The 23,826-nt window shown below is 65.1% G+C and carries 16 protein-coding genes and 7 pseudogenes; 14 read left to right on the top strand and 9 right to left on the bottom strand.

All coding sequences use genetic code 11. The features are described 5' to 3' along the window. The first annotated feature begins 176 nt into the window (after window positions 1-176). A complete protein-coding gene (gene tnpA / locus I6H87_RS16965) occupies window positions 177-572 on the top strand; it encodes an IS66-like element accessory protein TnpA (protein ID WP_041687358.1) in 396 nt (131 codons plus the stop codon). Further along, window positions 569-1,042, top strand: coding sequence for an IS66 family transposase (locus tag I6H87_RS16970; RefSeq protein ID WP_051398479.1), 474 nt, complete (start codon window positions 569-571; stop codon window positions 1,040-1,042). Before tnpA ends, I6H87_RS16970 begins: the two co-directional genes overlap by 4 nt. Here the strand turns inward: I6H87_RS16970 and I6H87_RS16975 are convergent. Next, window positions 1,004-2,105, bottom strand: a pseudogene (locus I6H87_RS16975) (ISL3 family transposase). The gene I6H87_RS16970 and the pseudogene I6H87_RS16975 sit on opposite strands and share 39 nt — an antisense overlap. Before the next feature lie 288 nt (window positions 2,106-2,393). On the opposite strand from I6H87_RS16975, the gene I6H87_RS16980 reads away from it, so the two are divergent. Both I6H87_RS16980 and I6H87_RS16985 read left to right on the top strand, forming a co-directional pair. Continuing rightward, the gene (locus tag I6H87_RS16980; protein ID WP_011615314.1) at window positions 2,394-2,795 is read left to right on the top strand and encodes a cupin domain-containing protein; all 402 of its coding nucleotides are present in this window, start codon (window positions 2,394-2,396) and stop codon (window positions 2,793-2,795) included. Between the two features lie 53 nt (window positions 2,796-2,848). After that, entirely contained in the window at window positions 2,849-4,177 is a 1,329-nt protein-coding gene (locus I6H87_RS16985) for an epoxide hydrolase family protein (RefSeq protein ID WP_041687356.1), read from the top strand. Window positions 4,178-4,186: 9 nt separating this feature from the next. On the opposite strand, the pseudogene I6H87_RS16990 reads toward I6H87_RS16985, so the two are convergent. Both I6H87_RS16990 and I6H87_RS16995 read right to left on the bottom strand, forming a co-directional pair. Next, a pseudogene (locus I6H87_RS16990) lies at window positions 4,187-4,919 on the bottom strand (acyl-CoA dehydrogenase family protein). Continuing rightward, window positions 4,912-5,343, bottom strand: coding sequence for a CoA transferase (locus I6H87_RS16995; RefSeq protein ID WP_307163891.1), 432 nt, complete (start codon window positions 5,341-5,343; stop codon window positions 4,912-4,914). The pseudogene I6H87_RS16990 and the gene I6H87_RS16995 overlap by 8 nt, the downstream one beginning before the upstream one ends. A 6-nt stretch (window positions 5,344-5,349) precedes the next feature. Between I6H87_RS16995 and I6H87_RS17000 the strand changes: the two are divergent. Beyond that, a pseudogene (locus tag I6H87_RS17000) lies at window positions 5,350-6,295 on the top strand (LysR substrate-binding domain-containing protein). Between the two features lie 133 nt (window positions 6,296-6,428). Beyond that, window positions 6,429-7,209: pseudogene (locus I6H87_RS17005) on the top strand (IS5 family transposase). Window positions 7,210-7,405: 196 nt separating this feature from the next. On the opposite strand, the gene I6H87_RS17010 reads toward I6H87_RS17005, so the two are convergent. After that, a complete protein-coding gene (locus I6H87_RS17010) occupies window positions 7,406-7,822 on the bottom strand; it encodes an organic hydroperoxide resistance protein (protein WP_011615312.1) in 417 nt (138 codons plus the stop codon). A 312-nt stretch (window positions 7,823-8,134) separates the two neighbouring features. Here I6H87_RS17010 and I6H87_RS17015 point away from each other — a divergent pair. The 3 genes and pseudogenes from I6H87_RS17015 to I6H87_RS17025 form a co-directional block, all read left to right on the top strand. After that, window positions 8,135-8,563, top strand: a pseudogene (locus I6H87_RS17015) (IS110 family RNA-guided transposase); the annotation flags it as partial. Between the two features lie 237 nt (window positions 8,564-8,800). After that, a pseudogene (locus I6H87_RS34370) lies at window positions 8,801-8,971 on the top strand (MFS transporter); the annotation flags it as partial. Window positions 8,972-9,286: 315 nt separating this feature from the next. Then, complete coding sequence (locus I6H87_RS17025; protein ID WP_011615311.1) at window positions 9,287-10,399, top strand: alkene reductase; 1,113 nt, start codon at window positions 9,287-9,289, stop codon at window positions 10,397-10,399. 77 nt (window positions 10,400-10,476) lie between these two features. On the opposite strand, the gene I6H87_RS17030 is transcribed toward I6H87_RS17025, so the two are convergent. Then, the gene (locus I6H87_RS17030) at window positions 10,477-11,430 is read right to left on the bottom strand and encodes a LysR family transcriptional regulator (protein WP_011615310.1); all 954 of its coding nucleotides are present in this window, start codon (window positions 11,428-11,430) and stop codon (window positions 10,477-10,479) included. A gap of 196 nt (window positions 11,431-11,626) precedes the next feature. On the opposite strand from I6H87_RS17030, the gene I6H87_RS17035 reads away from it, so the two are divergent. Further along, window positions 11,627-12,631, top strand: coding sequence for a tripartite tricarboxylate transporter substrate-binding protein (locus I6H87_RS17035; RefSeq protein WP_041687352.1), 1,005 nt, complete (start codon window positions 11,627-11,629; stop codon window positions 12,629-12,631). A 52-nt stretch (window positions 12,632-12,683) separates the two neighbouring features. Further along, complete coding sequence (locus I6H87_RS17040; protein WP_011615308.1) at window positions 12,684-13,766, top strand: maleylacetate reductase; 1,083 nt, start codon at window positions 12,684-12,686, stop codon at window positions 13,764-13,766. A 60-nt stretch (window positions 13,767-13,826) separates the two neighbouring features. On the opposite strand, the gene I6H87_RS17045 is transcribed toward I6H87_RS17040, so the two are convergent. Next, a complete protein-coding gene (locus I6H87_RS17045) occupies window positions 13,827-15,032 on the bottom strand; it encodes an FAD binding domain-containing protein (RefSeq protein WP_011615307.1) in 1,206 nt (401 codons plus the stop codon). A gap of 264 nt (window positions 15,033-15,296) precedes the next feature. Between I6H87_RS17045 and I6H87_RS17050 the strand changes: the two genes are divergently transcribed. Then, the gene (locus tag I6H87_RS17050; protein ID WP_011615306.1) at window positions 15,297-15,956 is read left to right on the top strand and encodes a DsbA family protein; all 660 of its coding nucleotides are present in this window, start codon (window positions 15,297-15,299) and stop codon (window positions 15,954-15,956) included. Window positions 15,957-16,017: 61 nt separating this feature from the next. On the opposite strand, the pseudogene I6H87_RS17055 reads toward I6H87_RS17050, so the two are convergent. Next, a pseudogene (locus I6H87_RS17055) lies at window positions 16,018-16,909 on the bottom strand (LysR family transcriptional regulator). Between the two features lie 231 nt (window positions 16,910-17,140). On the opposite strand from I6H87_RS17055, the gene I6H87_RS17060 reads away from it, so the two are divergent. Continuing rightward, a complete protein-coding gene (locus I6H87_RS17060; RefSeq protein ID WP_136227764.1) occupies window positions 17,141-18,247 on the top strand; it encodes a tripartite tricarboxylate transporter substrate binding protein in 1,107 nt (368 codons plus the stop codon). Between the two features lie 84 nt (window positions 18,248-18,331). Next, a complete protein-coding gene (locus I6H87_RS17065) occupies window positions 18,332-20,278 on the top strand; it encodes an Atu1372/SO_1960 family protein (RefSeq protein ID WP_011615304.1) in 1,947 nt (648 codons plus the stop codon). A 550-nt stretch (window positions 20,279-20,828) separates the two neighbouring features. On the opposite strand, the gene I6H87_RS17070 is transcribed toward I6H87_RS17065, so the two are convergent. Then, a complete protein-coding gene (locus I6H87_RS17070) occupies window positions 20,829-22,568 on the bottom strand; it encodes an FAD-dependent oxidoreductase (RefSeq protein WP_011615303.1) in 1,740 nt (579 codons plus the stop codon). A gap of 60 nt (window positions 22,569-22,628) precedes the next feature. Beyond that, window positions 22,629-23,675 carry an alpha/beta fold hydrolase gene (locus I6H87_RS17075; protein ID WP_011615302.1) on the bottom strand — a complete coding sequence of 349 codons (1,047 nt, stop codon included), beginning with the start codon at window positions 23,673-23,675 and terminating at the stop codon, window positions 22,629-22,631. Window positions 23,676-23,826: the final 151 nt, after the last annotated feature.

The following is a 23,826-nucleotide window of genomic DNA, read 5'->3' on the forward strand; positions in this document are numbered from 1 at the left end:
TGCTGCCAGCCGGCAAGGATCGCCCGGGTGCTGAAGTTGCGATCGGCGATCCACAACTCGCCAGGCTGGGCCGATTCGAGATCGTTGCGCTGTATCCAAGTAAGCGGCCAGTTGCCCCATCTTGAATCGATTGAAGCGATGAAGCATCGTCCCCACGAAGGAGGATCGTGGATACGATGGATCAAGTGTCGACAGTTGAGCGGCCGCACCGGCGGGAGTACAGCGCCGAATTCAAGGCCATGGTTCTGGAGCAGGTTCGCCAGCCAGGTGCTTCGATGGCGGGGGTCGCGCTCAGCCACGCGCTGAACCCGAACATGGTGCACCGATGGATGCGCGAGGACCGTCAGCGGCAGATGCTGACGGCGCTGAGCGAGGGCCACGCGTTTGTTCCGCTACAGATGAACGCTCTGTCCCCTGTCACGGGGGAGGTGCTACCGTGTAAGACGCCGGCGGCGGCAACGCCCGAGACCATCCGCATGGAGATACAGCACGCAGGCGGCACGCTGGTTGTGCACTGGCCTCTGTCAGCGGCCCAGCAGTTTGCCCAACTGCTTCGGGACTGGTTGCGATGATCCGCATTGACGCGCCATGGTTGGCGGTCGAGCCCATCGACATGCGTGCCGGAAGCGAGCGGTTGCTGGCCCGCGTGGTGCAGGTCTTCGGCGCAGCCCAGGCTCATAGGCGTCGGTACGACGAGCTGCTACGGAACCAGCGCGGCAGCACGGTCGCGCCAGAGGCGCTGCGTCGCATTGCGCAGATCTACCGCCTTGAGCGCGAGCTCGCCTCCCTCAGCAGCGAACAACGTCTGGTCAGAAGGTACAGCGACGCCAAGCCGTTGTGGGAGGAACTGCATGCCTGGCTGCAGCTGGAGCGGTCACGTGTACCCGATGGTGGCATCACGGCCAAGGCGCTCGACTACAGCCTCAAGAACTGGGCGGCGCTGACGCACCACCTCCTCGATGGGGAGGTCAGCGTGGACAACAACAGCCTGGAAAAAAAAGGTTCAACGAGGAATTCCGGGGAACGCCGCCTTGATCTTTAGGAAGAAGTATTCCTCGTCACGGTAGCCGTAGGCTCGGCGCTTGATGACTTTGATGGTGTTGTTGATGCCCTCAACGACGCTTGTGTTCAGCGGGTGCCGGCATCGAGCGATGATGCCGTACCAATAGGTCTGCAAGCGCTGCGCGAACAACTGCAGGGCTGGAATCCGGCTCTGCCTTGCCTGGGCGCACCAATGCTCCCAAGCCTTCTGGGCCCATGCGGGACGGCGGTAGAACCACAGCCGCTTGAGTTCGTCCTTCAGGATGTAGACGGTCAGCAACGGTTGATTGGCCTGCAGCACGTCATTCAAATGCACGGCTTGAGTGTCGCTCAGGTTTTCCTTGTTGCGCAGCAGCAGCCAGCGCGTGGATTTGAGTACCCGTCTGGCTGGACGGTCGTGCCGCAGGCGATTGGCTTGGTCCACACGGACCCGGTCGATCACCTCGCGCCCATACTTGGCTACCACGTGGAAGAGGTCGAAGACCACCTCAGCCTGCGGGCGATGCTCCCGGATCTCCAGTTCATAGGCAGTTGTCATGTCGATGGCAACGGCTTCGATGCGCTTGGCTACTCCCGCCGGGAGCTGCTCAAAGAAGGCCCGTGCTGTCTCGCGCGAGCGGCCCTGACCGATCCAGAGCACTTGCCGCCCGATCGGATCGACGACGACCGTGGCATAGCGATGGCCCTTGTGCAGCGCGAATTCGTCCATGGCCAGGTACGCAGTAGCTGACCGCAAGCCTGAGCTAGACGGGCCGTGACACGCTGGTAGCGGCCAAGCCATTCCAAGCGTTCCAGGCGCGGGCCACCGCATTGGTCGCACCACACCCGGCGCCGGGGAACGTGCAGCACGACCCGGTACTCGAACAGCGGAAGATCCCGCACGCGCCGCACCACCGTCTCATGGACCTGCCGGCACTTCGACCCGCATTCCTCGCAGTACATGACTTTGCTGACCGGCTTGAGGTACAGCGCTAGCGTCGGCTTTCCCCTTCAGGCCACACCACCCGTTCCAGCTTGTAGCCATCCCAGCAGCCCAACGCCTGTAGCGTTTTCCGATCCAGCATCCCGTTCCCTAATCGCCGTCTTAACGGCCATTAGGATACGGAATGTGGCAATTCAGTCCCCGGAATTCTTCGAAGAACCAAAAATGAGGCGAGCACTGCCTTCGTGGCGCCCGTTTTGTATCGCAATGTGTCAGCCGTTAGCGCGAACACATGCGCTTACGAAAACCCCGCCTGGCCGATACATCGCTAACACGTCACGCTGCTCAAATGGCGTTACCGGATGCCGGTAATCGCCCTGTCACGCATCAGCTCACTTACGCATGCTCCCGGGCATGAAAGGACTTCCAAATGAAAACGACTCGATTCATGGCGACGGCGTTGCTGGTCGTCGGTAGCAGCATCGCGATGCAAGCGGCCCAGGCGCAGGCCGTGGGTATCCATCGCACGGACCTGCTGAAGCAGGACATCAGCGTGCCCGGACGCGAGGCCGTCCAGGTGCGAGTCGACTTCGATTCGGGCGCGTTTGCCCCGAAGCACTCTCATCCGGGCGAAGAAGTCGCCTTTGTTCTCGAAGGCACGCTGGAGTACCAGCTCGGGGACCAGCCGCCGGTCACGCTCAAGGCCGGCGACAGCTTGTTCATCCCTTCGGGAACGGCTCACTCGGCAAGGAATGTCGGCACCGGCAAGGCGGCGGAACTCGCTACCTATATTGTCAAGAAAGGGGCTCCGCTGGCCGTACCGAGCAAGTGAGCGCGACCTGAATGCACCGCGATATTGAAAACCAGAGCTCAAGAAGTGCGACCATGAGTGCATCGGAATCTCCCAACGCTACCGTCCTGTCCCGCCGGGCCTTGTTGCTGAGCGGCGTGGCGGCGGCCGCCCTTGCGGCATTTCGTCCGGTAACGGCTGCTACCCGGTCCGATGCGGCGCAGGCCGCCGGGGCACAGGCCGCTGCCGCAGATGCCATCCGCCCGTTCCGCGTCAATGTTCCGCAAGCCGCGCTTACCGACCTGCGCCGCCGCCTGGCCGCGACGCGGTGGCCCGACGCCGAGACGGTCAGTGATCGCTCCCATGGCGTGCAGCTCACGAAGCTCCAGCCGCTTGTGCGCTACTGGCAGACGGGCTACGACTGGCGCAAGGCCGAGGCGAAGCTAAATGCCTTGCCGCAGTTCCTGACCAATATCGACGGCTTGGATATTCATTTCATCCACGTGCGCTCCCGTCATCCCAACGCATTGCCGCTGATCATGACCCACGGCTGGCCGGGTTCGGTGTTCGAGTTGCTGAAGGTGATCGGTCCGCTGACCGATCCGACGGCGCACGGCGGCACTGCCGACGATGCCTTCCACCTGGTGCTGCCTTCCCTGCCTGGCTTCGGCTTTTCGGAGAAGCCCAAGGGCACCGGCTGGAATCCGGACCGGATCGGCCGCGCCTGGGGCGTCCTGATGAAGCGCCTGGGATATTCGCGCTACGTCTCGCAAGGCGGCGACTGGGGCGCCATCATTTCCGATGCCATGGGCCGCCAGGCGCCTGCGGGCCTGCTCGGTATCCACGTCAACCGGATCGAGCGCGCGACCACGCTCCCGCCGGAAATTGCCAGGGCGCTCAAGAGCGGCGATCCTGCCCCGGAGGGCCTGACTGCCGAAGATCAGGCGGTATTCGACCAAGCGCGGGAGTTCCTCAACAAAGGCTTCGGCTACGCCGCCATCATGGGGACGCGCCCGCAAACACTGGGCTACAGCCTCTCTGACTCGCCCGTGGGACTGGCGGCGTGGATCTATGACAAGATCGCCGACTGGGTCTACACCCGAGGCGACCCGGAGCGCGCGCTGACCCGCGACGAACTGCTCGACAACATCACGCTCTACTGGCTGACCAACACCGGGCCGTCGAGCGGGCGCATCTACGCGGAGAGTAATCCTGGCGCGGCCAGCGGGACCGGCATCTCGATCCCCGCTGCCGTAACAATCTTCCCCGGCGAGGTCTACAGGCCGCCGAAGCACTGGGCAGCACGGACCTATCGCAACCTGGTCTACTACAACCGCGTAGACAAGGGCGGCCACTTCGCGGCCTGGGAAGAGCCGGGGCTGTTCAGCGCCGAGGTGCGCGCCGCGTTCCGGTCCCTGCGCTGAGCGCGGCGCTCACCCCAGCACGGCGCGCGCGATCACGGTGCGCTGGATCTCGGACGAGCCCTCGTAGATGCGCAGCATGCGGGCATCGCGCACCAGCCGCTCGGCCACGTCCAGGCGGCTGTTGTCGAGCACCTTCATTGCCGTGCGGAAGCCGCTGCCTTCCGGTCCCAGCCGGTTGGCGGCCAGCACGAAGGCGCTGATGCCCGCGTGCCGGCGGCCGGATCCGTCTTGGCGTAGACCACGATGAAGTCCGCCGCGTCCGCGTTGGAGATGAAGTGCTTGACGCCGCGCAGGCGATAACCGTCGCCCTCCGGCGTGGCGCGCGTGGCCATGTCGGCGGGGTTGGAGCCGGCGCGCGGCTCGGTCAGCGCGAAGGCGCCCAGCTTCGTGCCCGACGCCGTTTCCGGCAGGTAGTGCTCGCGCAGCCCGTCGTCGCCGCCGATCAGGATGGAATCGGTGGCCAGGTAGTGCGCGCCGATCATCGACGAGGTCGAGGCGCAGGCCCTGGCGACCTCGGCCAGCGACAGGATCAGGCGACCGGCGAGGTTTCGGTCCCGCCCCAACGCTCAGGCAGGTTCATGCCCATCAGGCCGAGTTCGGCGAGCTGGGGAACGTAGCGGGTGGTGGAGGTTTCGTCGCGATCCACTTCGGCCGCCTTCGGCGCCAGTTCGCTCTGTGCGAAACGGCTGATCGCGTCCGCGATTTCCAGATCGCCCGGCTCGACACCCAAGCGCCTATGCATGTTGCTTCTCCGTGTTGAAAATATGCGTTTGCAATGTTTCGGCGGCCATCGCCGCGGCACCCAGCGCGCCGCTGGCCCACAATTGCCCGGCCTGCGCAGAGGCGATACCCAGTTCGCCCAGGATGGCCTCGGTGTGCTGCCTCAACGCCGGCGCAGGCGTCACGCGGTTGGCGCCATAGCCTGAGAACTTCACCGGCTGCGATGGCAGCCGCACGGTGCCACCGTCCGGCTCGCGCACTTCGGTCAGCAGGCCGCGATGGGCGGCATGCTCGCTTTCTAGTGCCTCCTTCACATTGCGGATGGGCGCAACCGGAATGCCCGCCGCGCCCAGCAGCCCGTTCACCTCGGCCTGCAGGCCTGGCGGCGCCGTACCCTGCAGGGGCGCCCGGATTGCGTTGCGGTGACACGATTCTGTGCGGCATATTTCTTAATGCGCACCTCGCTGCGGCTGTTGCGCTACTTCGTCGCGACCGCGGAATCGTTCAGCACCACGGCGGCGGTGCGGCAGTTGAACGTCTCCCAGCCCTCCATCTCCGTCGCCATCCGCGAACTGGAGACGCTGTTCGAGGAAGCGCTGTTTCCGCGCGACGCGGGCGCGAAGATGACCCTGACCCACTTCGGCGTGCGCAAGCTCGCCGAAGCGCGCCACATCCTCGGCGCGGCCATGGCGTTCGAAGTCGACAAGAGCGGCGATGCCACCGCCGGCGAGGTCCGGATCGGCGTCTTCCGCACGCTGGCGCCGACCTACCTGCCGCTGGTGCTGCGCATCGCGCGCGAGCGCTATCCCTGGCTTTTCGGTGCGCTTCGTCGAGGGCGACCTGGCCCAGCTTGAAGACTGGCTGCACGGCGGGCAGATCAAGCTGGCGCTAACCTACGACGTCGGCCTGCCCAATGAAATCGACCGCGAGGTCATGGCGGAACTCAGGCCCTACGGGCTGGTGCCTGCCGGTTCACGACTGGCGCGGCACAAGGGTGGGATATCGTTGCACGAACTGGCGCGGGAGCCGCTGATCCTGATCGATCTGCCGCACAGCCGTGAATTCCTGATGGCGCCGTTCTGGCAATTTGGACTGCAGCCAGAGGTGCGCTACCGCGTGACGTCGCTGGAGCTGGCGCGGAGCATGGTGGCGAATGGGCTGGGAGTGGCGCTGCTGATTACGCAGGCGCCAGCGTCAGGCCAGGGCGCAAGCGTGGCGGAGCGGCCGATTCTGGAGGAGACGGTGCGGCAGCCGCTGGTGATCGCGCGGGCGAGTGCCACGACCCGGACGCGGGCTTCGGAGTCGCTGGCGGAATGCGTGCGGGACGCGGTCGGTGAGGCGATGGCGGCGCGGGCAAGGCCCGTTCAACGCAAGCGTGCGGATGGCGGGGAACGGTGATGGCCCGAGGGTCGGAAGCCGCTAGCCGGTACAGCTGGCTGAAGTCGTTTGGCGACGAAGCCTAAGAGACCATTTCGCTAAAGACCCCAGGGGGCTGTTAGCCTTGGCCATCTGAACAACCGGAACCGAGGGGATGAGCGCGCCGATCATTGACGACAAGCTGTGGGCACTGATCGAGCCTTTGCTGCCGCCGTCGAAACCGCGACGCGAGAAATATCCAGGCGGCGCCCGGTTTCGAATCGGGCGGCGCTGAATGGCATCCTGTTCGTGTTCAAGACCGGAATACGCTGGTGCGACCTGTCGACCAAGTTGGGATTTGGCTCTGGTTCGACCTGCTGGCGGCGCTTGCGCGACTGGCAGAAGGCCGGCGTGTGGGACCGACTGCACAAGCTGGGCTCGCGAAGTTACACGAGACCGGCCAACTCGATTTCTCACGAGCAGCCGTCGATTCATCGTTGGTGCGAGCCGTTGGGGCGGGCGAAAAACTGGCCCGAACCCCACGGATCGCTCGCGACCCGGTTCCAAGCATCACATCCTCGTCGATGCGAATGGCGTCCCCATCAGTGCAATCCTGACCGGCGCGAACCGCAACGACGTCAGCCAATTGCTGCCGCTCGTCATGCCATTCCGCCGATTCGCGGCGTACGCCGACCGCGGCTACGACTCCGAACCGCATCGTCAGCGGCTGCGTGAGCGCGGCGTCAAACCAGTAATCGCCAAGCGCCGCACAGAACATGGCAGTGGACTGGGCAAATTCCGCTGGGTTGTCGAACGTACTCCTGCGTGACTTCACAACTTCCGTCGTCTTCGCATTCGCTTCGAACGTCGAGCTGACATTCATGAGGACCCTCCTCAAACTCGGCTGCTCTCTCGTCTGCTGGAACATCTTCAGGCGCGCTGAGCCGTCTTTTTGAAACGGTCTCTTAATGTTCGCGCCGGACATACCGGCCCCGGTAAGGAACACAACGGCGGCAACCACTGTTGGTCCGCCATGGCAACAATCGCCTGGCACGAGGGCGTCCTGACACTATCCGCCAGTGCCTTCGGCCCGTATCGAGGGTGGGGTCCGGGCCGCCCGCCGGCCGCCCGGACCCGGATCAGGTGCCTGGGTCAGACCAGGTTGATCTCGACGTCGAGGTTGCCGCGCGTGACCTTGGAGTAAGGGCAGTTCAGATGCGCGGTGTCCACCAGCGCCCGGGCGGTCTCCGTGTCCACGCCCGGCAGGCTCACGTTGAGCCGGGCGCGCAGGAAGTAGGCGCCCTCACTGTTGGCCAGGTCGACTTCGGCGTCGACCGCCAGATCCGGCGGCAGTGCGATCTTGCTGGCGCGGGCCGCGAAGCCGATCGCACTGATGAAGCAGGCGGACCAACCTGCGGCGAACAGCTGCTCGGGGTTGGTGCCGCTGCCGCTGCTGCCAGGTGACGACAGTCTTACGTCCAGTCGGCCGTCATCGCTGCGGGCGGCGCCGTCGCGTCCGCCGGTGGTGTGCGTCTTGCCGGTATAGAGGGTTTGTCCGGATTGGGTCATGGTTGGCTCCAGAAGACTGATGGAAGTTGCATCCCGCGCGCCCCTGCGGCGGGATCCATGGATTTAAGGCGACTCATGTATCCGGGCTGTGGCGTGCAGAGTGCGGATTTGCATATGTACGTATCCCGCAGGCTTGCCGATACAAAGGGATACAAAAGGCTGCCAGGCAGTGGATTTGTTCCTGGCAGTACCAATTGTTGTTCTTGCCGATGCCTTTATCCGGGGCCAACGGTCGAATAGAGTTAGTCGCGTGGGCACCGGCCATTGCCTGCGGCGCGGGCTGCCGGGGCCGGCGCCATCGGTGCCCTTTCCATTCCCTTCTTCGCCAATTTGCCTCCGTGCCTGATTGGCATGGAAGCTTGCGGCGGAGCCCACCACTGGGCGCGCAAGCTGCAGGCATTTAGTCACACCGTCAAGCTGATGGCGCCACAGTTCGTCAAGCCCTACGTCAAGACCAATAAGAACGACGCGGCCGATGCCGAGGCGATCTGCGAAGCGGTCGCGCGGCCCAACATGCGCTTCGTGCCTCTTAAGAACGTCGAGCAGCAGGCCGTGCTGGCGCTGCATCGGGTGCGCCAGGGCTTCGTCGGTGCACGCACCGCCCAGGCCAACCACATCCGCGGCCTGCTGGCCGAGTTCGGTCTCGTCGTGCCGCAGGGCCTGACCCACGTTCTCGGCCGTGTGCGCGAACTCATCGAAGACGCCACCAATGAGCTGCCAGGTAGCTTCCGGTTGTTGATTCAGGCTGCCGCCGTGGCGATTGCGCCGCGCGCCGTCTGCCCGTTGATTATCCAATGATCATTAAACGCCACCCCCGAAATGAAGGCGTTGCGCGCCGCGCAACGCTGACTTGCTTGCTGCCGTGATTCAAATTGCCCCCGGCGGCCCCTAATCTTTGGACACCGCAACCTGACACCCAAAGCCATGGAAACCACAGCCTCCCCCACCCAGCATGGCCCCGCCCATGCGACCGCGCCGATGTCCGGCGCGCTGGTCGCCCTGTTTGCGCTGTGCGCCGGCGTGCTGGTCGCCAATCTCTACTACGCTCAGCCGATCATCGAGCTGATTGCCCCGGCGGTCGGCCTGTCCGCCCAGAGCGCCAGCGTGATCGTGTCGCTGACACAGATCGGCTATGCCGTCGGGCTGTTCTCTTCGGCTGGCGCGCCGTCTTCTACATCGCCGCCGCGATGACGCTGGCCACGGTGGCGATCATCGTCACGACACTGCCGCGCCGCGAGCCGCAACATCGTGCTACGCGTTCAGGCGTCCGCGGCTGGCGGCATTGAGCGCGTGCCGGCGGCGCGGTGGGCTCCGCACTGGCCAGCACGCTCTACACGCATCTCGGCTGGTCCGGCATCGTCGCCGCCGGCAGTGGTCTTGGCCTGGTCTCGCTGGCGGCGCTGGAACTGGCTTCGCGCCGCTGAGACCGTGTCTCTTCGAAATCCGTCAACAGGAGTCGCTGTCATGACATCCCATCTGTTCGCTCCCATCACCATCGGGGCCCTGCAACTGAACCACCGCGTGGCCATGGCGCCCCTGACGCGCTCGCGCGCCGGCCAGCCGGGCAACGTGCCCAGCGCCATGAATGTGGAGTACTACCGGCAACGTGCGTCGGCAGCGCTGATCATTACCGAGGCCTCGCAGGTTTCCCAACAGGGGCAAGGCTATGCCTGGACGCCCGGCATCCATAGCGCCGAGCAGATCGAGGGCTGGCGCGCAGTGGCGGAGGCCGTGCATGCCGAAGGCGGCCGGATCTTCCTGCAGCTCTGGCATGTCGGCCGCGTTTCGCACCCGTCGTTCCAGCCCGGCGGCGCCCTGCCCGTGGCGCCGAGCGCGCTGCCCGTGCCGGGCAAGACCTTCATCGTCGACGCGGACGGCAACGGCGTGTGGAGCGAGATCCCGACACCGCAGGCATTGAGTGCGGCAGCGATTGCGGCCATCGTGCAGGACTACCGGCGGGCCGCGCGCAATGCGATCGACGCGGGCGTGGATGGCGTCGAGATCCATGCGGGCAACGGCTACCTGCTGGACCAGTTCATCAATTCGGAAAGCAACCACCGCACCGACGCCTATGGCGGCAGCATCGAGAACCGCGCCCGCTTCCTGCTGGTGGTGGTGGACGCCGCGGCCGAGGAAATCGGGGCGGAGCGCGTGGGCGTACGCCTCACACCGATGGGACGCTTCATGGGCATGGGCGATGACACGCCGGAGGCCACCTTTGGCTACATCGCGCAACGCCTCAATGACTGGCCGCTGGCGTACTTGCACCTGGTCGAGCCGGCCATGGTCGGGACCGTCAAGGACGAGGCCGCTGATCCGCGCTGGGACGGCATGATTCTCGCGATGCGGGCGGCATACCGCGGCGTCCTGATGCTGGCAGGCGGGTACGATGGCAAGTCCGCGGAGCAGGCGATCGCCGACGGCCGCGCCGACATCATCGCGTTCGGCCGACCGTTCATCGCCAATCCTGACCTGCCCCGTCGCCTCAGGGTCCAGGCATCGCTGAACGCGCCGGATGCCGCCACGTTCTTCGGTGGCACGGCTGTCGGCTACACCGACTATCCGGCGCTGGCCTGAGCCAGACCGCGGCAACGCCAGGCCTTACCGGGTCCGGCTTTGCTGCTGCCAGCCATGCGGCGCCCGGCAATGACATCTCAGGCGGCATCGCGCCCGGCAGGACCACCGGCGCGCGTCATCGCCACCTGCCAGCGGGGCGGGGAGCCGATGCTCTGGAGCAGGTGCGCGGAAAATGCCTTGAGCTTGGCCGGCGGACGCGGCGCGGCCCGCACCAGATGGATGCCGCCTTGCGCCTGCGGTAACACGCCCTCCAGCAGCAGTTCCACCAGGCGGCCCGCACCGATATCCTCGCCGACCGACCAGTCCGGCATCAGCGCAATCCCGAGCCCCTGCAACACCGACAGCCGGCGCGCATCGCAATCATCACACTCCATGGCGAACGCGGCACTCGCGGCATGAGCCGGCCTGAGTACTTCTCGCCACCCACGCATGCTGGTACTGTGGGCGCGGTCGATCAGACGGTGATGGGCGAGCTCTTCGGCATGCAAGGGACGGCCGTGCGCCTGGAGATAGGCCGGCGTTGCACAGACGATATAGCGCTGGCTGGCGATGCGCCGGGCAATCAGGCTGCTGTCGGCCTGCTGTCCGACGCGGATGACCACGTCGAAGCGCTCCAGCACCGGATCCACGACGCGGTCGGTCAGCTCCAGCTCCACGGTCAGCCCCGGATACTGCGCATACAGGCTGCCAAGATGCGGCACCACATGGCGTCGCGCGAAGGCCGGCAGGCAGGCAACCCGCAGCCTGCCACTGACGCCCTGTTCCAGCGCCGTCACGGCGTCGCGCGTTTCGTTCAGTTCCTGCAGGATGCGCGTGGCGCGCTCGAACAGCAGGTCTCCGGCCTCGGTGCGCACCAGCGCGCGCGTGGAGCGCGTGAACAGCGCAACGCCCATTTCGCGCTCGAGGGCATCGATCTGGCGCGCTACCGACGACGCCACCTGTCCCTTGCGCCTGGCGACCGCCGAAAAGCTGCCGGCGCGCGCCACGTCGACGAAGGTGGCCAGGTTCTCGGCAAAACGGACAAATTCCATTTGTGCATTTCCCGCAAAGGCGTTGCGCGGAAGCAAAGGCTTCCCGTTGCAACAACCAGCGCATAGTATCGGGACGATGCGCTGCGGTGCAAGGCTTTTTGCAGGAAATGCAAAGCAGAAGCATCATGTCATTTGCTAAACCGACAAGCCGACACGAACGATCATAAAGGTACCGACCATGGAGATAAGTTCCAAGATGACTACTGCCCTGGCCCCCCTTTTCCATGCGGCGCGGGCGCGCGCGCAAACATCCGCCGCGCTGGTGCTGACGCTTGCCTGCACGCTGGCGCCGGGCTTCGCGCGGGCGGAAGCATGGCCCGCCAAGCCGGTCACGATCGTCGTCCCCTATGCCGCGGGCGGCACCGTCGACAAGGTCGCGCGGCAGGTCCAGGAGGGCCTGCGCAAGCAGCTGGCGCAGACGGTGGTGATCGACAACCGCGCAGGCGCGGGCGGCACCATCGGCACGGGGCAGATCGCGCGCAGCGCGCCGGACGGCTACACCGTCGGCATGGTGTTCGACAGCTTTGCCACCGAGCCGCATTTCTACCCGAAGCTGCCCTATGCCTCGCACCGCGACCTGACAGGCGTTTCCTATATGGTGCGCTCGCCGATGGTGCTGGTCGTACCCGCCGCCTCGCCCTACAAGACCGTGCAGGACTACGTGACGGCGGCACGCGTGCCGAACAAGGTGTCCTACGCATCGGTGGGCAACGGCAGCTCGAACCAGCTCGTGGCCGAAGCCTTCCACGAGGCCGCCGGCACCAGCGGCATCCATACCCCCTACAAGGGCGGCGGCCCGGCCATCAATGACCTGCTCGGCGGCCACGTCGACTCGATGATCGCGAGCCTGCCGCTGGTGCTGCCCTATGTGCAGTCGGGCAAGCTGCGCGCGCTGGCCGTGACCTCGCGCCAGCGTGACGCGAGGCTGCCGGCTGTCCCCGCGGTAGCCGAGTCCTACAAGGGCTTCGAGGCCTATTCGTGGGTCGGGATGATCGCGCCGGCCAAGACCCCGCCGGAAGTGCTGGGGAAACTGACCACCGCCATGACGTCGACGCTGCGCAATCCGGCGATCGCGAAACTGCTGACCGACGGCGGCTTCGACGTGGTGGCCGGCGACGCACAACAGACCAACAAGCTGATCCAGGACGAATCGGCACGCTGGGGCCGGCTAATCAAGGCGCGCAACATCGCGGTCGACTGAGCGCGCGCTGCTGGCCTAAACCCTTTATCAACTTCCTGACAGGCATTTCGCGATGGTTCCTTTCGCCTACCAGACCCGTCCGCAACGTGTCGTCTTCGGCCCCGGCAGCCTGGCGCGGCTTGGCGAGGAAGCCGATGCCCTCGGCGCGCGCAGCGCGCTGGTGCTGTGCACGCCCGGCCAGCGCAAGCTTGCCGAACGCGCGGTGGCGGTGCTGGGCACGCGCAGCGCCGGGATTTTCGACGGCGCCGTGATGCACGTGCCGATCGAGCAAGCGCGCCTGGCGCACGAGCACGCCGCGCGGCTTGGTGCCGACTGCGCTGTCGCCATTGGCGGCGGCTCGACCATCGGGCTGGCAAAGGCCATCGCACTGGAGTCGGAACTGCCGGTCATCGCTGTGCCGACGACCTACGCCGGGTCGGAAATGACGCCGATCTATGGTCTGACCGATGCCGGCCTGAAGCGCACGGGGCGCGACCCGCGCGTGCTGCCACGAACCATCCTCTACGATCCGGACCTCTCGCTGGGCCTGCCCGTCCCGATCAGCGTGACCAGTGGTATGAATGCCATCGCCCATGCGGCGGAGGGGCTCTATGCCTCCGACCGCAACCCGGTGAGCCAGTGGATGTCACGCGAAGGCATTGCAGCGTTCGGCCGGGCACTGCCGGTCATTGCCGCAGCGGAGCAGCACACCGACGAGGCGCGGCGCGAAGCCCGCAGCGACGCGCTCTACGGCGCCTGGCTGTGCGGGGCCGTGCTCGGCAGCGTGACGGCCGGTCTGCATCACAAGCTTTGCCACACACTGGGCGGGACCTTCAACCTGCCGCACGCCGAGGTCCACACGGTGGTGCTCCCCCATGCGCTGGCGTACAACGCGCCTGCCGCGCCGGAGGCAATGGCCGCCATTGCACAGGCACTGGGTGCCGGGCACGGCAGCGGTCCGCTCGCCGTGTTCGAACTGGCGGCGAAGCTCGGTGCGCCCACGTCGCTGCGTGAACTGGGACTGTCGTCGGAAGACCTCGATCGCGCCTGCGAGCTGGCGCTGCGCGACCAGTATCCGAATCCGCGTCCGCTCGAACGCGAGGGGATCCGCCAGCTGCTGGAAGACGCATTCGCCGGAACAGCGCCGTCGGCCTGAACGGCAGCGGCCGGGGCTGCCGCATCGAACGGACAACACCGCCACGGTCGCCAGCCGTGCTCAGGCGTGCGCGATACCCATGATCCGGTTGCCCATGCCAATGCCCCACGCCGTCATTCTCGCGCCCTCCGCCAGGCGGTCCTGCTGCCAGGCCGACAGCGCGGCGTCCAGATCCTGCCCACGCGCCTGCGCGACGGCAAGCGCGAGAGCCACGGCGTCGCCGGCCGCCTTTGCCGTGCTGCCCGCGGTGTGCGGCCGCGGCACAAAGGCCGCGTCGCCTGTCAGCACGACGCGGCCGAACCGCATGCCGGGCACCTGCAGGTCCTGGATCTTCTGGACGAAGATTTCCGTGGTGTTCTCGATCAACGCCTGGAACGCAGGGTTTGCATGCGCGGCGCCCATCCGGCGAATCCAGCGCTCCTGCCCGGGCCCCAGCGAACCCGGAGGCACGGACTGGTTGCGCAACGTGCCGTTGCGGTCCGTCAGGACCTGCTCGAGCTTGGTGCCAGGCTCCGCCTTCAGGTACCACAGCCAGTTGAAGCGGCGGTGACCCGGCTCGGTCGAACCGTCGACCCCCGGCACCATGTACTGCAGCATCATCGAGCCAGGTTCGTGCTGGAACACGAAGTTCTCGTAGAGCAGCGGCCTGGCGCTATCGGGCAGGCGTTCCTCCTCGACCAGTCCGCGCCAGACCACATAGCCGGCATAGGTCGGCGAGATACCCGGCAGCACGAGCGATCGGACCGTGGAGCCGGCCCCGTCGGCGCCGACCAGCAAGTCGCCTTGCGCCTGCCGGCCATCGGCAAACGTGGCATGCACGCCGAAGCCGTCCTGCCCGACGCCGGTCAGCCGCGCTCCGCGATGATAGTGCTCGGCCGGGAAGCTGCGCAGCAATGCCGCGTACAACGTGTTCCACGACGTCTGAGTCTGGGGCGAATGCTGCCGGTCGCGAACCGTGCCGCGGGAATCCAGGTACAGCCGGTCGTGCGAGCGCACGCCAAGCGCGCCGCCCGGGACGACGCCGGCAAAGGCAAAGGCGCGTATCACCTCGGGCTGAAGCACGATCCCGCCACCGCGGCTGCTCAGCGCGGAGGGCGAACGCTCGAACACCTCCACATTCCAACCGACCGCGCGCAGCGCGGTTGCCGCGAACAAGCCGCCGAGCGAGCCGCCGATGACGAGTGCCCTGGGCGGGCGCGCCAGTGCCGCCGGGTCCGGCGCGACAGATGCCGATGGTTCTGCATCAAGGGAAAGATTGCCTTCCATGTCTGGCTCCAATATGCGGTCCGATGTGCGATCCGATGCAGCCATGGTAGAGGGCCGTGCGTGATCGCTGAATGGGACGGCAAAGCAAGAGCGCTTTGCGGCAACAGCAACGACCGGCGGCGGCAGGCGGCGGCCCCGCCGCTGCAGCCGCGGCCTTGCGCGAGATGCAACGCTGGATTGCACGGATATGCCATTCATGCTGGCGGCGATCGCGCCTAACCTTCCTGCATCCCCGACGCATCGCGTTGAACAAGGAGAAGCGACATGGAAAATCAAGCCACTCTTCACTATGTGTACGATCCCTACTGCGGCTGGTGCTACGGCCTGGCGCCGCTGATTTCGGTAGCCGAAGAGACCGAAGGACTGAAGGTCGTCGCGCATGGTGGCGGCATGCTGGCCGGCGAGCGCGCACAGATGATGTCCGGGGAATGGCGCGAGTTCGTCCGGCCCCATGAAGCGCGCATTACCGCGCTCAGCGGACAGACGTTCGGCACGCCGTACCAGGAGGGCACCCAGTTCAACTATGACGTAAAGCTGGATTCCGCGCCGCCCACGGCAGCGATGCTGGCTGCGGAATGGGTGGCCGATGCGGGTGTGCGCATGCTGAAACGGCTCCAGACCGCGTACTATGTCGAGGGCCGGCACATTGCCGAGCGCGCCGAACTGGTCCACATCGCCGTCGAACTGGGCCTGGACGCACACGCGTTCTCGACAGCCTATGACCAGGCCCTGCGCGAGATCGGCATGCACTTCAGGAATACCCAGGCACTGCTCGACGCACTGGGCGGGCAGGGCTATCCGACCCTGGCGATCGAACGGGACGGCATGCTATCGCGCATCCATCTGGGCCGGTATTTCGGCAAGCCGGAGCGTTTCCGCGAGGCACTGGCGGAGCTGATGGCACCACCCCAGCCCGTAGCGTGACCGCACACGCATCAGCAGCGCGCCGGGCGGTGCATTCGCGGCGAGGACCGGCTGCCTGGCGTCAGTCCCGGCGGCGGGTCGGCCCGGGCAGCGCCGCCAGGAACTCCAGGAATGCGCCGATTCTGCGCGAACCGCGCTGGTTCGGAAGATACAGCGCGGAGATAGCGGAGCTTGCCTGGTTCGGATTGACGGAACAGTCGTCGAACAAGGCCGTCAGCTGCCCGGCAGCGATGTCGTCGTCGACCAGCCAGTCGGGCAGCAGTCCGATCCCCCCGCCGGCCAGCGCGACTTCGCGCAGGATCTCCGCGTTGTTGCTGCGGAAGTGGCCGCTGACGGGTACCTTGGTCTCGCTGTCGCCGTGCCGGAAGGTCCACACCTGATCCCGCGCGCCATAGCTGAACCGAAGGCAGCGGTGATTGACGAGGTCGACCGGATCATCGGGACTGGCATTGCTTTGCAGGTAGGCCGGGCTGGCAACGACACGGCGGCGAAAGCGCCCGATTTCCCGCGCGACGACATTGTCATAGGATGCCGGGCTGCCCAGCCGCACGGAAAGGTCGATGCGCTGGCCCCAGCAAGTCGACGATATCGTCGGTCAGCGTCACTTCGACCTCGAGCTGGGGATGCTTTGCCAGCCACCTACCCAGATAAGGCGCGATGCACCGCCGGCCGAATGCCACCGGCAACGACACGCGCAGTTGCCCGACCGGCTCCTCGCCCCGATCCGCGATCAGCGCGTCGGCCTCCTCGACCGCGTCCAGGATCCTGCGGGCCCGCTGATAGTAGGCGGCGCCCGCCTCCGTGACGGTAATCAGCCGCGTGGAGCGGTTCAGCAGCACCGCCCCGAGCGAAGCCTCGAGCCCGTCCAGCGCGCGCGTGACCGACGATGTGGCCAGGTTCAGGCGGCGCCCCGCGGCAGAAAAGCCCTTCGCATCCACGGTCTCCACGAACATCCCGTGTCGCCGGCGGGCTTGGCCGATGAGATGACTGCTGCGGAGGGTGTGGTCCGCTTCAGCATCATCCCCCGTGCGCCATTGAGCGGATCTTCGTGCCCTCGGCAGAGTTTGACCCGGATGCTTGCACATTACGCGGCACTTCCCGCTCAATGCAGTGCCCGGAAAGCCGCACGCACCTCGACGCTGAAAACTCCGCGTTGCCCACAGGGCAACGATCTCGTGTAAAGATTGCTGTTCCTCGAACGAATTTTTCAGCCAACAATCCGCCTCACAACCGGTTCTCGTAGATATGCGAGAAGGTCTAAGAAAGTAGAGGACGACATGCAATACCGAGGACTACCCCCCGTCAAGCGCTGGATGGCGCTGAGTGCCGCCATCCTGGGGATGACACTGACCAGCGCACCAACGTCCGCCGCCGACGCCTTTCCCTCCAAGCCGATATCGATGCTGGTGGCATTCCCTCCGGGGGGGCCCGCCGATGTTCTGGCGCGGGCCATGCAGCCGGCGATGGCCAAGGCGCTCGGCCAGCCCGTGGTCATCGAGAATCTGCCCGGCGCCGGCGGTGCGCTGGCAGTGCAGCGGCTGCTCAGCCGTCCGGCCGACGGCTACACGCTGATCATGGGCTCGCCCAATGAGGCTATCCTGACGCCGCTGGCGCTCGCCAGCGCCAAGTACAAGTCGGAGGAACTGGCCCTGCTGGCGCCGGTCTCGAACCACCCGCTCGTCGTGATGACGCGCAGCGACCTGCCATACAATTCGCTTGAACAGATCATCACGGCCAGCAAGTCGGCAGGTGGCAAGAGCCTGACCTTCGGCAATCCGGGCTACGGCACCATGTACCACATCGTCGCCGAATACATGGCTCAGCTGACCGGCGCCAAGATGCTGCAGGTGCCGTACAAGGGCGCCACGCCGATGCTGGCAGACCTGACCGGTCGCCAGATTGACATGACGATTCTGCCAAACCTCGGTGCCTCCACGCAGTTGCTCGAAACGCACAAGATCAAGGCGGTCGCAGTGCTGGACACACAGCGCATGCGAAACCTGCCCGATGTGCCTGCGATCTCCGAAACCAGCGTCGCGCGCAAATCCGAGTTCGTGTATTCGATCTGGCTGGGCGTCATGAGCAAGGCCGGCGTCCCGGCGGAGCGTGCCCGCGTATTGATGGATGCCTCGCAGCAAGCGCTGCGGTCGCCCGAACTGATCAAGGCGCTTGATCTCTCCGGCGTGCAGCCGATGAAGCCACAAACGCTCGAGGCCTCCGCGAAGTTCTACGTCGACGAGACCGAGAAATTCAGGAAGATGGCCGCCTCGATCAAGCTGACGCCGCAGTAATACCCCCCTCCCGGCATTGGGGGCGCCCACGCTCGTGTCGCTGGCCCCGCCTCGTTCCAGCATCCCATTCCAGGAAGGTTCTCCTTGAATATCCTAGTTGCCGGTTTCCAGCACGAAACCAATACGTTCGCGCCAACCATGGCCACCTACGAGAGCTTCGTCCGTGGCGAGGACTTCCCCGCCATGGTGCGCGGCGAGGCGATCTACGACCTGCTGGACGTGAATGTGCCGATCAGCGGCTTCATCCACCACGTTCGCGAGCACGGCCACACCGTCACGCCGGTGATCTGGGCAGCAGCCGGTGCTTCGGCCCATGTCACGACCGATGCCTACGAGCGCATCGCCGGCGAGATCGTGGAGGCGGTGGCGACGGCCTCGTACGACACGATCTATCTCGACCTGCATGGCGCCATGGTGGCCCAGCACCTCGACGACGGCGAGGGCGAGTTGCTGGCGCGCATCCGTGCCGCGACCGGGCCGGACATGAAGATCGTGGTCTCGCTGGATCTGCATGCCAACGTCACCGAACGGATGCTCGCGCTGGCGGACGGGGTGGTGGCGTATCGCACCTATCCGCACGTGGACATGGCCGCCACCGGCAAGCGGGCAGCCGAGATGCTGCTTGAATTGCGCAGGCGGGAGACGCGTGCGCACCTGGTGGCAAAACGCGTGCCGTTCCTGATACCGGTCAACAGCATGTCTACGATGATGCAGCCCGCTCAAGGCATCTACGGCCTGCTCGAAGAGCTGGAGCAACAAGGCGTGCTGTCGCTGTCGTTCACACCGGGCTTTCCCGCGGCCGACTTCGCCGAGTGCGGCCCCGTCGTTTGGGGGTATGGCTTTGATAAGGCCAGCGTCGAGCGGGCCGTCGAGGCACTGCTCGCGCGCATCTGTGAACCCGAGAGCCAGTGGGCCGTGCAGTTCGAGGAGCCTGATGCAGCGGTGCAACGTGCCATGCGGATCGCGCAAACAGCCACCCGGCCAGTGATCCTTGCGGACACGCAGGACAACCCGGGCGTCGGCGGCGATGGCAACACCATGGGCATGCTGCGTGCGCTTCTCAAGGCCGGCGCGCAGGACGCCGCGATCGGGATCATCTGCGATCCAGCGGCGGCCGCGGCCGCGCACCAGGCTGGAGTTGGCGCGAGGATCGATATCGCGCTTGGCGGCTGCCCACAGGTGAGCGAGGATGCCCCGCTGCGGGCGACCTTCGAGGTGGAGGCACTGTCCGATGGCAAGTTCGTCTACGGCGGACCGATGATGCATGGCAAGGCTGCCGACATGGGACCAATGGCGCGGCTGCGGCTCGACGGCGTACTCATTGCCGTCAGCTCGACCAAGGCACAACTGCTCGACCGCAACATGTACCGCGCGGTCGGCATCGAACCGGCGGAAATGAAGATTCTCGTGAACAAGAGCTCGGTGCATTTCCGCGCCGACTTCGCCCCGATCGCGGAAGACATTTTCGTGGTGCGTGCGCCCGGTCCGTTCATCGCCGATCCGGCGGACCTGCCATGGCAGCATCTCACGTCCGGCATGCGCCTGAAACCGAATGGTCCGGCGTTCGCGCCGGTGCCGCGAATCTACGACAAGCTTACGCAGCTCGGCATCGAACTGCCCAAGGCTTCGGGCCCGGCGGCGGCCTATGTGCCGAGCGTGCGGTCCGGCAAGCTGATCCACGTGTCCGGCCATCTCTCGCGCGTCGATGGCCAGGTTCGGACCGGCCGCTTTGGCGAGGACCTGCGCACCGCCGACGGTGTCGCGGCGGCCCGCCTGGTTGCCATCGACTTGCTCGCGACGCTGCACGCCGCCACCGGAGACCTCGATTCGATCGTGCGAATCGTCAAGCTCACCAGCCTCGTCCAGTCGACAGCGGACTTCACCGAGCAGCACTTCGTGACTAATGGTGCCAGCGCTCTGTTCGCCGAGGTGTTTGGCACGCGCGGCCAGCACGCGCGCAGCGCGTTCGGCGTATCGCAGTTGCCCCTCGGCGCCTGCCTGGAAATCGAACTGATCGTCGAGGTCGCCTGATTCCGTGCACGGCCTGAATGGCGCCAGCAACGCATGTTCATCGGCACGACTGCCAGGTCGCCGGAAGCAAAATCGCAACCGTCTGCACGATGCCATGGCACGTCCGGATGATGCTTCTGCATCCACCAGTCGAACACATAGTGGAGGAACACGTTAGCCAGTAATGCCACATGCGTAGGAAGCATACGGAATTTTGGGCGGGACGGCGCTAGCAGAAGGCTAGTCGCACCCTACTAGCCGCACGGCGGCGATTGTGGCGGACATCGTCAGACGCCTGCCTGACGATGTCTCAGTTCAGCTAGGTCACCAATGCCCATGCGGTCAAGCGCCTCCAGCGGGCAAAAGAAGGTGACACGGATGGTCCCGGAAGCCGGCTGATATCGATCGATCCGGGATGGTGGCGCGGTTGGGCACCTCGTCGTAGAGGAGGCCGGTCCCATCGGCGGCGCGTTGCAGGCAATTCCTAGCTGCAGCGGTGAGGTCGACTCCGCTGCAGAGACGATGGAGACGCCACAACCACAAAATGCGCGTCCCTCATCTAGCTCGCTCACTAAGTTCGCTCCCGCTGCGCCGGCCGTACCGGAGACAAGAACTGATGTATCTGGGCGACCACGGCCGCACCTTCGCCGACCGCCGATGCGACTCTCTTTGTAGATCCCGAGCGAACGTCACCGATCGCAAAGACGCCATCTACACTAGTCTGTAGTGGCAGCAGCGATGCTTCCGAAACATCGGCGCCAGTCAACACGAAGCCGTTTCCATCGAGCACCACGCCGCATCTCCTGAGCCAGTCTGTATTCGGCAGTGCGCCGATGAACACAAACAGATGATGTGTGGTCATGCTTCCTTCTATGCCACCTGCGCCGCGATAGTGCACGCGCTCAAGCCGCACACCGCCCTCGAGCGCAGTCAGTTCGGTTCCCGTGTGGAGTGTCAAATTTTCAAGTGAGCCGATACGTTCGATCAGGTAGCGCGACATGCTATCGGCAAGCCTCGATCCGCGAATGAACATGTGCACGTGCTCAGCATGCGATGCAAGAAACACCGCCGCCTGGCCCGCCGAGTTACCTCCACCGAGCAGCAACACCGGCTCGTTGCGGCATAGTCGAGCTTCGATCGGCGTGGCCCAATAGTAGACGCCACAGCGCTCGAAGCGCTCGAGTCCGTCGACAACAGGCCGGCGATACTCAGCGCCGCTGGCAATGACAACGGTCCGTGCGGAGATACGACGGTGGTCGGCAAGCTCGACGGCAAGCGGGTGGCGGTCGCAATACAAGGCCTTCACCTCGCACGGAATGCCAATATGGGCACCGAACTTCTGTGCTTGGATGAACGCGCGGCTCGCGAGATCCTGCCCTGTGATGCCAGTGGGGAACCCCAAATAGTTCTCAATGCGGGCACTCGTACCTGCCTGCCCCCCAGGTGCACGACAGTCGAATACCGCGGCGGACAAGCCATCGGATGATGCGTAAACGGCTGCCGCAAGCCCCCCTGGGCCAGCACCGATAATCGCCACATCGTACACGTGAGCCGGATTGAAGTCCGGGATCAGTCCCAGGCAGGATGCGAGCTGCCCCACGTCCGGGTTTCGCAAGACGGTGCCATCGGGACAAACAACCAGCGGAAAGTCATCGGGCTGCGGCGTCAGGCGCTGAAGCAAAGCGATCGCTTCGGCGTCCTCCTCCGCGTCAAGTGTCAGATTCGGAAATGCGTTGCGACGCAGGAAATTTTGCAACTCAAGGAGCCTCGCGTTTCCGGGGGCAGCGACGAAGACGACTCCACGCCCGCGTTCAATGGCCAGGACACGCCTCAGGATCAGCGCGCGCATGATCTTGTCGCCAGGACCAGCCTCGTTGACAATCATGGCGCTGAGCTCGTCTGGACGCAGTAGCACCGCTTCGACATCCTCAATCACATGTGCGTCAACGACTGCAGGTTTACTTGAGAGCTGCGTGATATCTGACGTGAACTCACCGCGCATTGTATAGGTGTGAAGAATTCGCTGTTGCGACAGACCATCGCGAATCACTATCCGCACCTTCCCCGACAAAATGATGAACACACCCGGGCATATGCTTCCAGCGCGATAAAGAAAATCGCCTTTGACGTAATGGCAGGGGTTCCCAAAGCGACACACTCTGGCGACCTCCTCATCCGTGAGGACGGGAAACATTTGCTGGTAACGCGGATGCTCGCGTACGCTTGCGTCTTCTTCGATAGCGCTGCTTTCGCACGTACTTGCTGCCGGCCGGCTGACCCCCCTAGCTCCCAGAGCTGAGTCCTTGCTCATGGCGATTCTCCTACCATAACTTCGCCGCGCCATCAAAGCATCAAAGCGTGAGGACGGCCTCTAGAACTTGTCGACGTCGACCACCGCCTGAGCGAATTCTCGCGGTGCTTCCTGCGGCAAGTTATGGCCGATACCTCCCTTAACGTCCCGATGCGCGTATTTGCCGGTGAATTTGCTTGCATAGGAACTGGGTGCCGGATGTGGGGCGCCGTTGGCATCGCTTTCCATGGTGATTGTGCGCACGCCTATGGTGGGCGCCGACGCGAGCCGCTGCTCAAACTCATCGTACTTCGGCTCACCCTCGGCAAGGCCCTGCCGCCAGCGATAGTTGTGAACGGTAATGTCGAGGTGATCGGGATTCTTGAAAGCAGCGGCGCTGCGGTCGAAGGTGGCGTCGTCGAATCTCCATTTTGGCGAAGCTTGCCGCCAGATCAGTTTGGTAAAGTCGTGCGTGTATTTCTGATAGCCAGCGCGGCCGCGGTCCGTTGCCAAATAGAACTGGTACCACCACCGAAACTCCGCCTCAGGCGACAACGGCATTTTTCCGGCCGCCTGACTGCCAATCAGGTAGCCACTGACGGAAACCAGGCCGTTGCAACGCTCCGGCCACAGTGCAGCGATGATGCAGGCCGTGCGTGCGCCCCAATCGAACGCCCCGAGGATGGGTTTTTGGATGTTGAGCGCATCCATCAGTGCGATGATGTCCAGGGCGACGGCCGCCGGTTGTCCGTTGCGCATCGTGTCGCCAGACAAGAAGGTCGTCGAGCCATAGCCGCGTAGATACGGAACGATCACACGATACCCGCGCGACGCCAGCAGAGGCGCGACGTCGACGAAGCTATGGATATCGTAGGGCCAGCCATGCAACAGGAGGACCGCCGGCCCGTCGGCAGGACCCGCCTCCGCGTAACCGACGTTGAGCAACCCGGCATTGATCTGCTTGATCGGCGCGAAGGCTGTATGGGTGCCGGGCCTGCTCGAAGGCAATGGGGCCGGCTTTGACTGCTGGGCTTGGGCGGAAGTCAACATCCCGAGCTGTGCAGCAGCGACTGTCAGGGCGGCCGTGCCAAGCATGCCTCGGCGTGGCAAATCGATTCTCTCCGTCATCGTACTCTCCCGTCGCGCGAGCAAGCCTGAGCGGAATCGCTTATTAGGTCGGCGCTGAATTTCGTCGGAAGCGTGACCCAGTTGCCGGAACCGATACCGGAACCGGCACAACGACGTTTGTGGCCTGATTTATGAGACCAATATAGGTCAT

It is taken from the genome of Cupriavidus necator, assembly GCF_016127575.1.
GTDB classification, from domain to species: Bacteria; Pseudomonadota; Gammaproteobacteria; order Burkholderiales; family Burkholderiaceae; genus Cupriavidus; species Cupriavidus necator_D.

Bases quoted from the DNA above. Each gene is read 5' to 3' on its own strand.
- I6H87_RS17025 (WP_011615311.1), top strand. From the start codon at position 9,287: ATGACATCCCATCTGTTCGCTCCCATCACCATCGGGGCCCTGCAACTG.
- I6H87_RS17010 (WP_011615312.1), bottom strand. From the start codon at position 7,822: ATGACCCAATCCGGACAAACCCTCTATACCGGCAAGACGCACACCACC.
- I6H87_RS17045 (WP_011615307.1), bottom strand. From the start codon at position 15,032: ATGGAAGGCAATCTTTCCCTTGATGCAGAACCATCGGCATCTGTCGCG.
- I6H87_RS17070 (WP_011615303.1), bottom strand. From the start codon at position 22,568: ATGAGCAAGGACTCAGCTCTGGGAGCTAGGGGGGTCAGCCGGCCGGCA.
- I6H87_RS16985 (WP_041687356.1), top strand. From the start codon at position 2,849: ATGAGTGCATCGGAATCTCCCAACGCTACCGTCCTGTCCCGCCGGGCC.
- tnpA (WP_041687358.1), top strand. From the start codon at position 177: ATGGATCAAGTGTCGACAGTTGAGCGGCCGCACCGGCGGGAGTACAGC.
- I6H87_RS16980 (WP_011615314.1), top strand. From the start codon at position 2,394: ATGAAAACGACTCGATTCATGGCGACGGCGTTGCTGGTCGTCGGTAGC.
- I6H87_RS17040 (WP_011615308.1), top strand. From the start codon at position 12,684: ATGGTTCCTTTCGCCTACCAGACCCGTCCGCAACGTGTCGTCTTCGGC.
- I6H87_RS17035 (WP_041687352.1), top strand. From the start codon at position 11,627: ATGACTACTGCCCTGGCCCCCCTTTTCCATGCGGCGCGGGCGCGCGCG.
- I6H87_RS17030 (WP_011615310.1), bottom strand. From the start codon at position 11,430: ATGGAATTTGTCCGTTTTGCCGAGAACCTGGCCACCTTCGTCGACGTG.
- I6H87_RS16970 (WP_051398479.1), top strand. From the start codon at position 569: ATGATCCGCATTGACGCGCCATGGTTGGCGGTCGAGCCCATCGACATG.
- I6H87_RS17050 (WP_011615306.1), top strand. From the start codon at position 15,297: ATGGAAAATCAAGCCACTCTTCACTATGTGTACGATCCCTACTGCGGC.
- I6H87_RS17075 (WP_011615302.1), bottom strand. From the start codon at position 23,675: ATGACGGAGAGAATCGATTTGCCACGCCGAGGCATGCTTGGCACGGCC.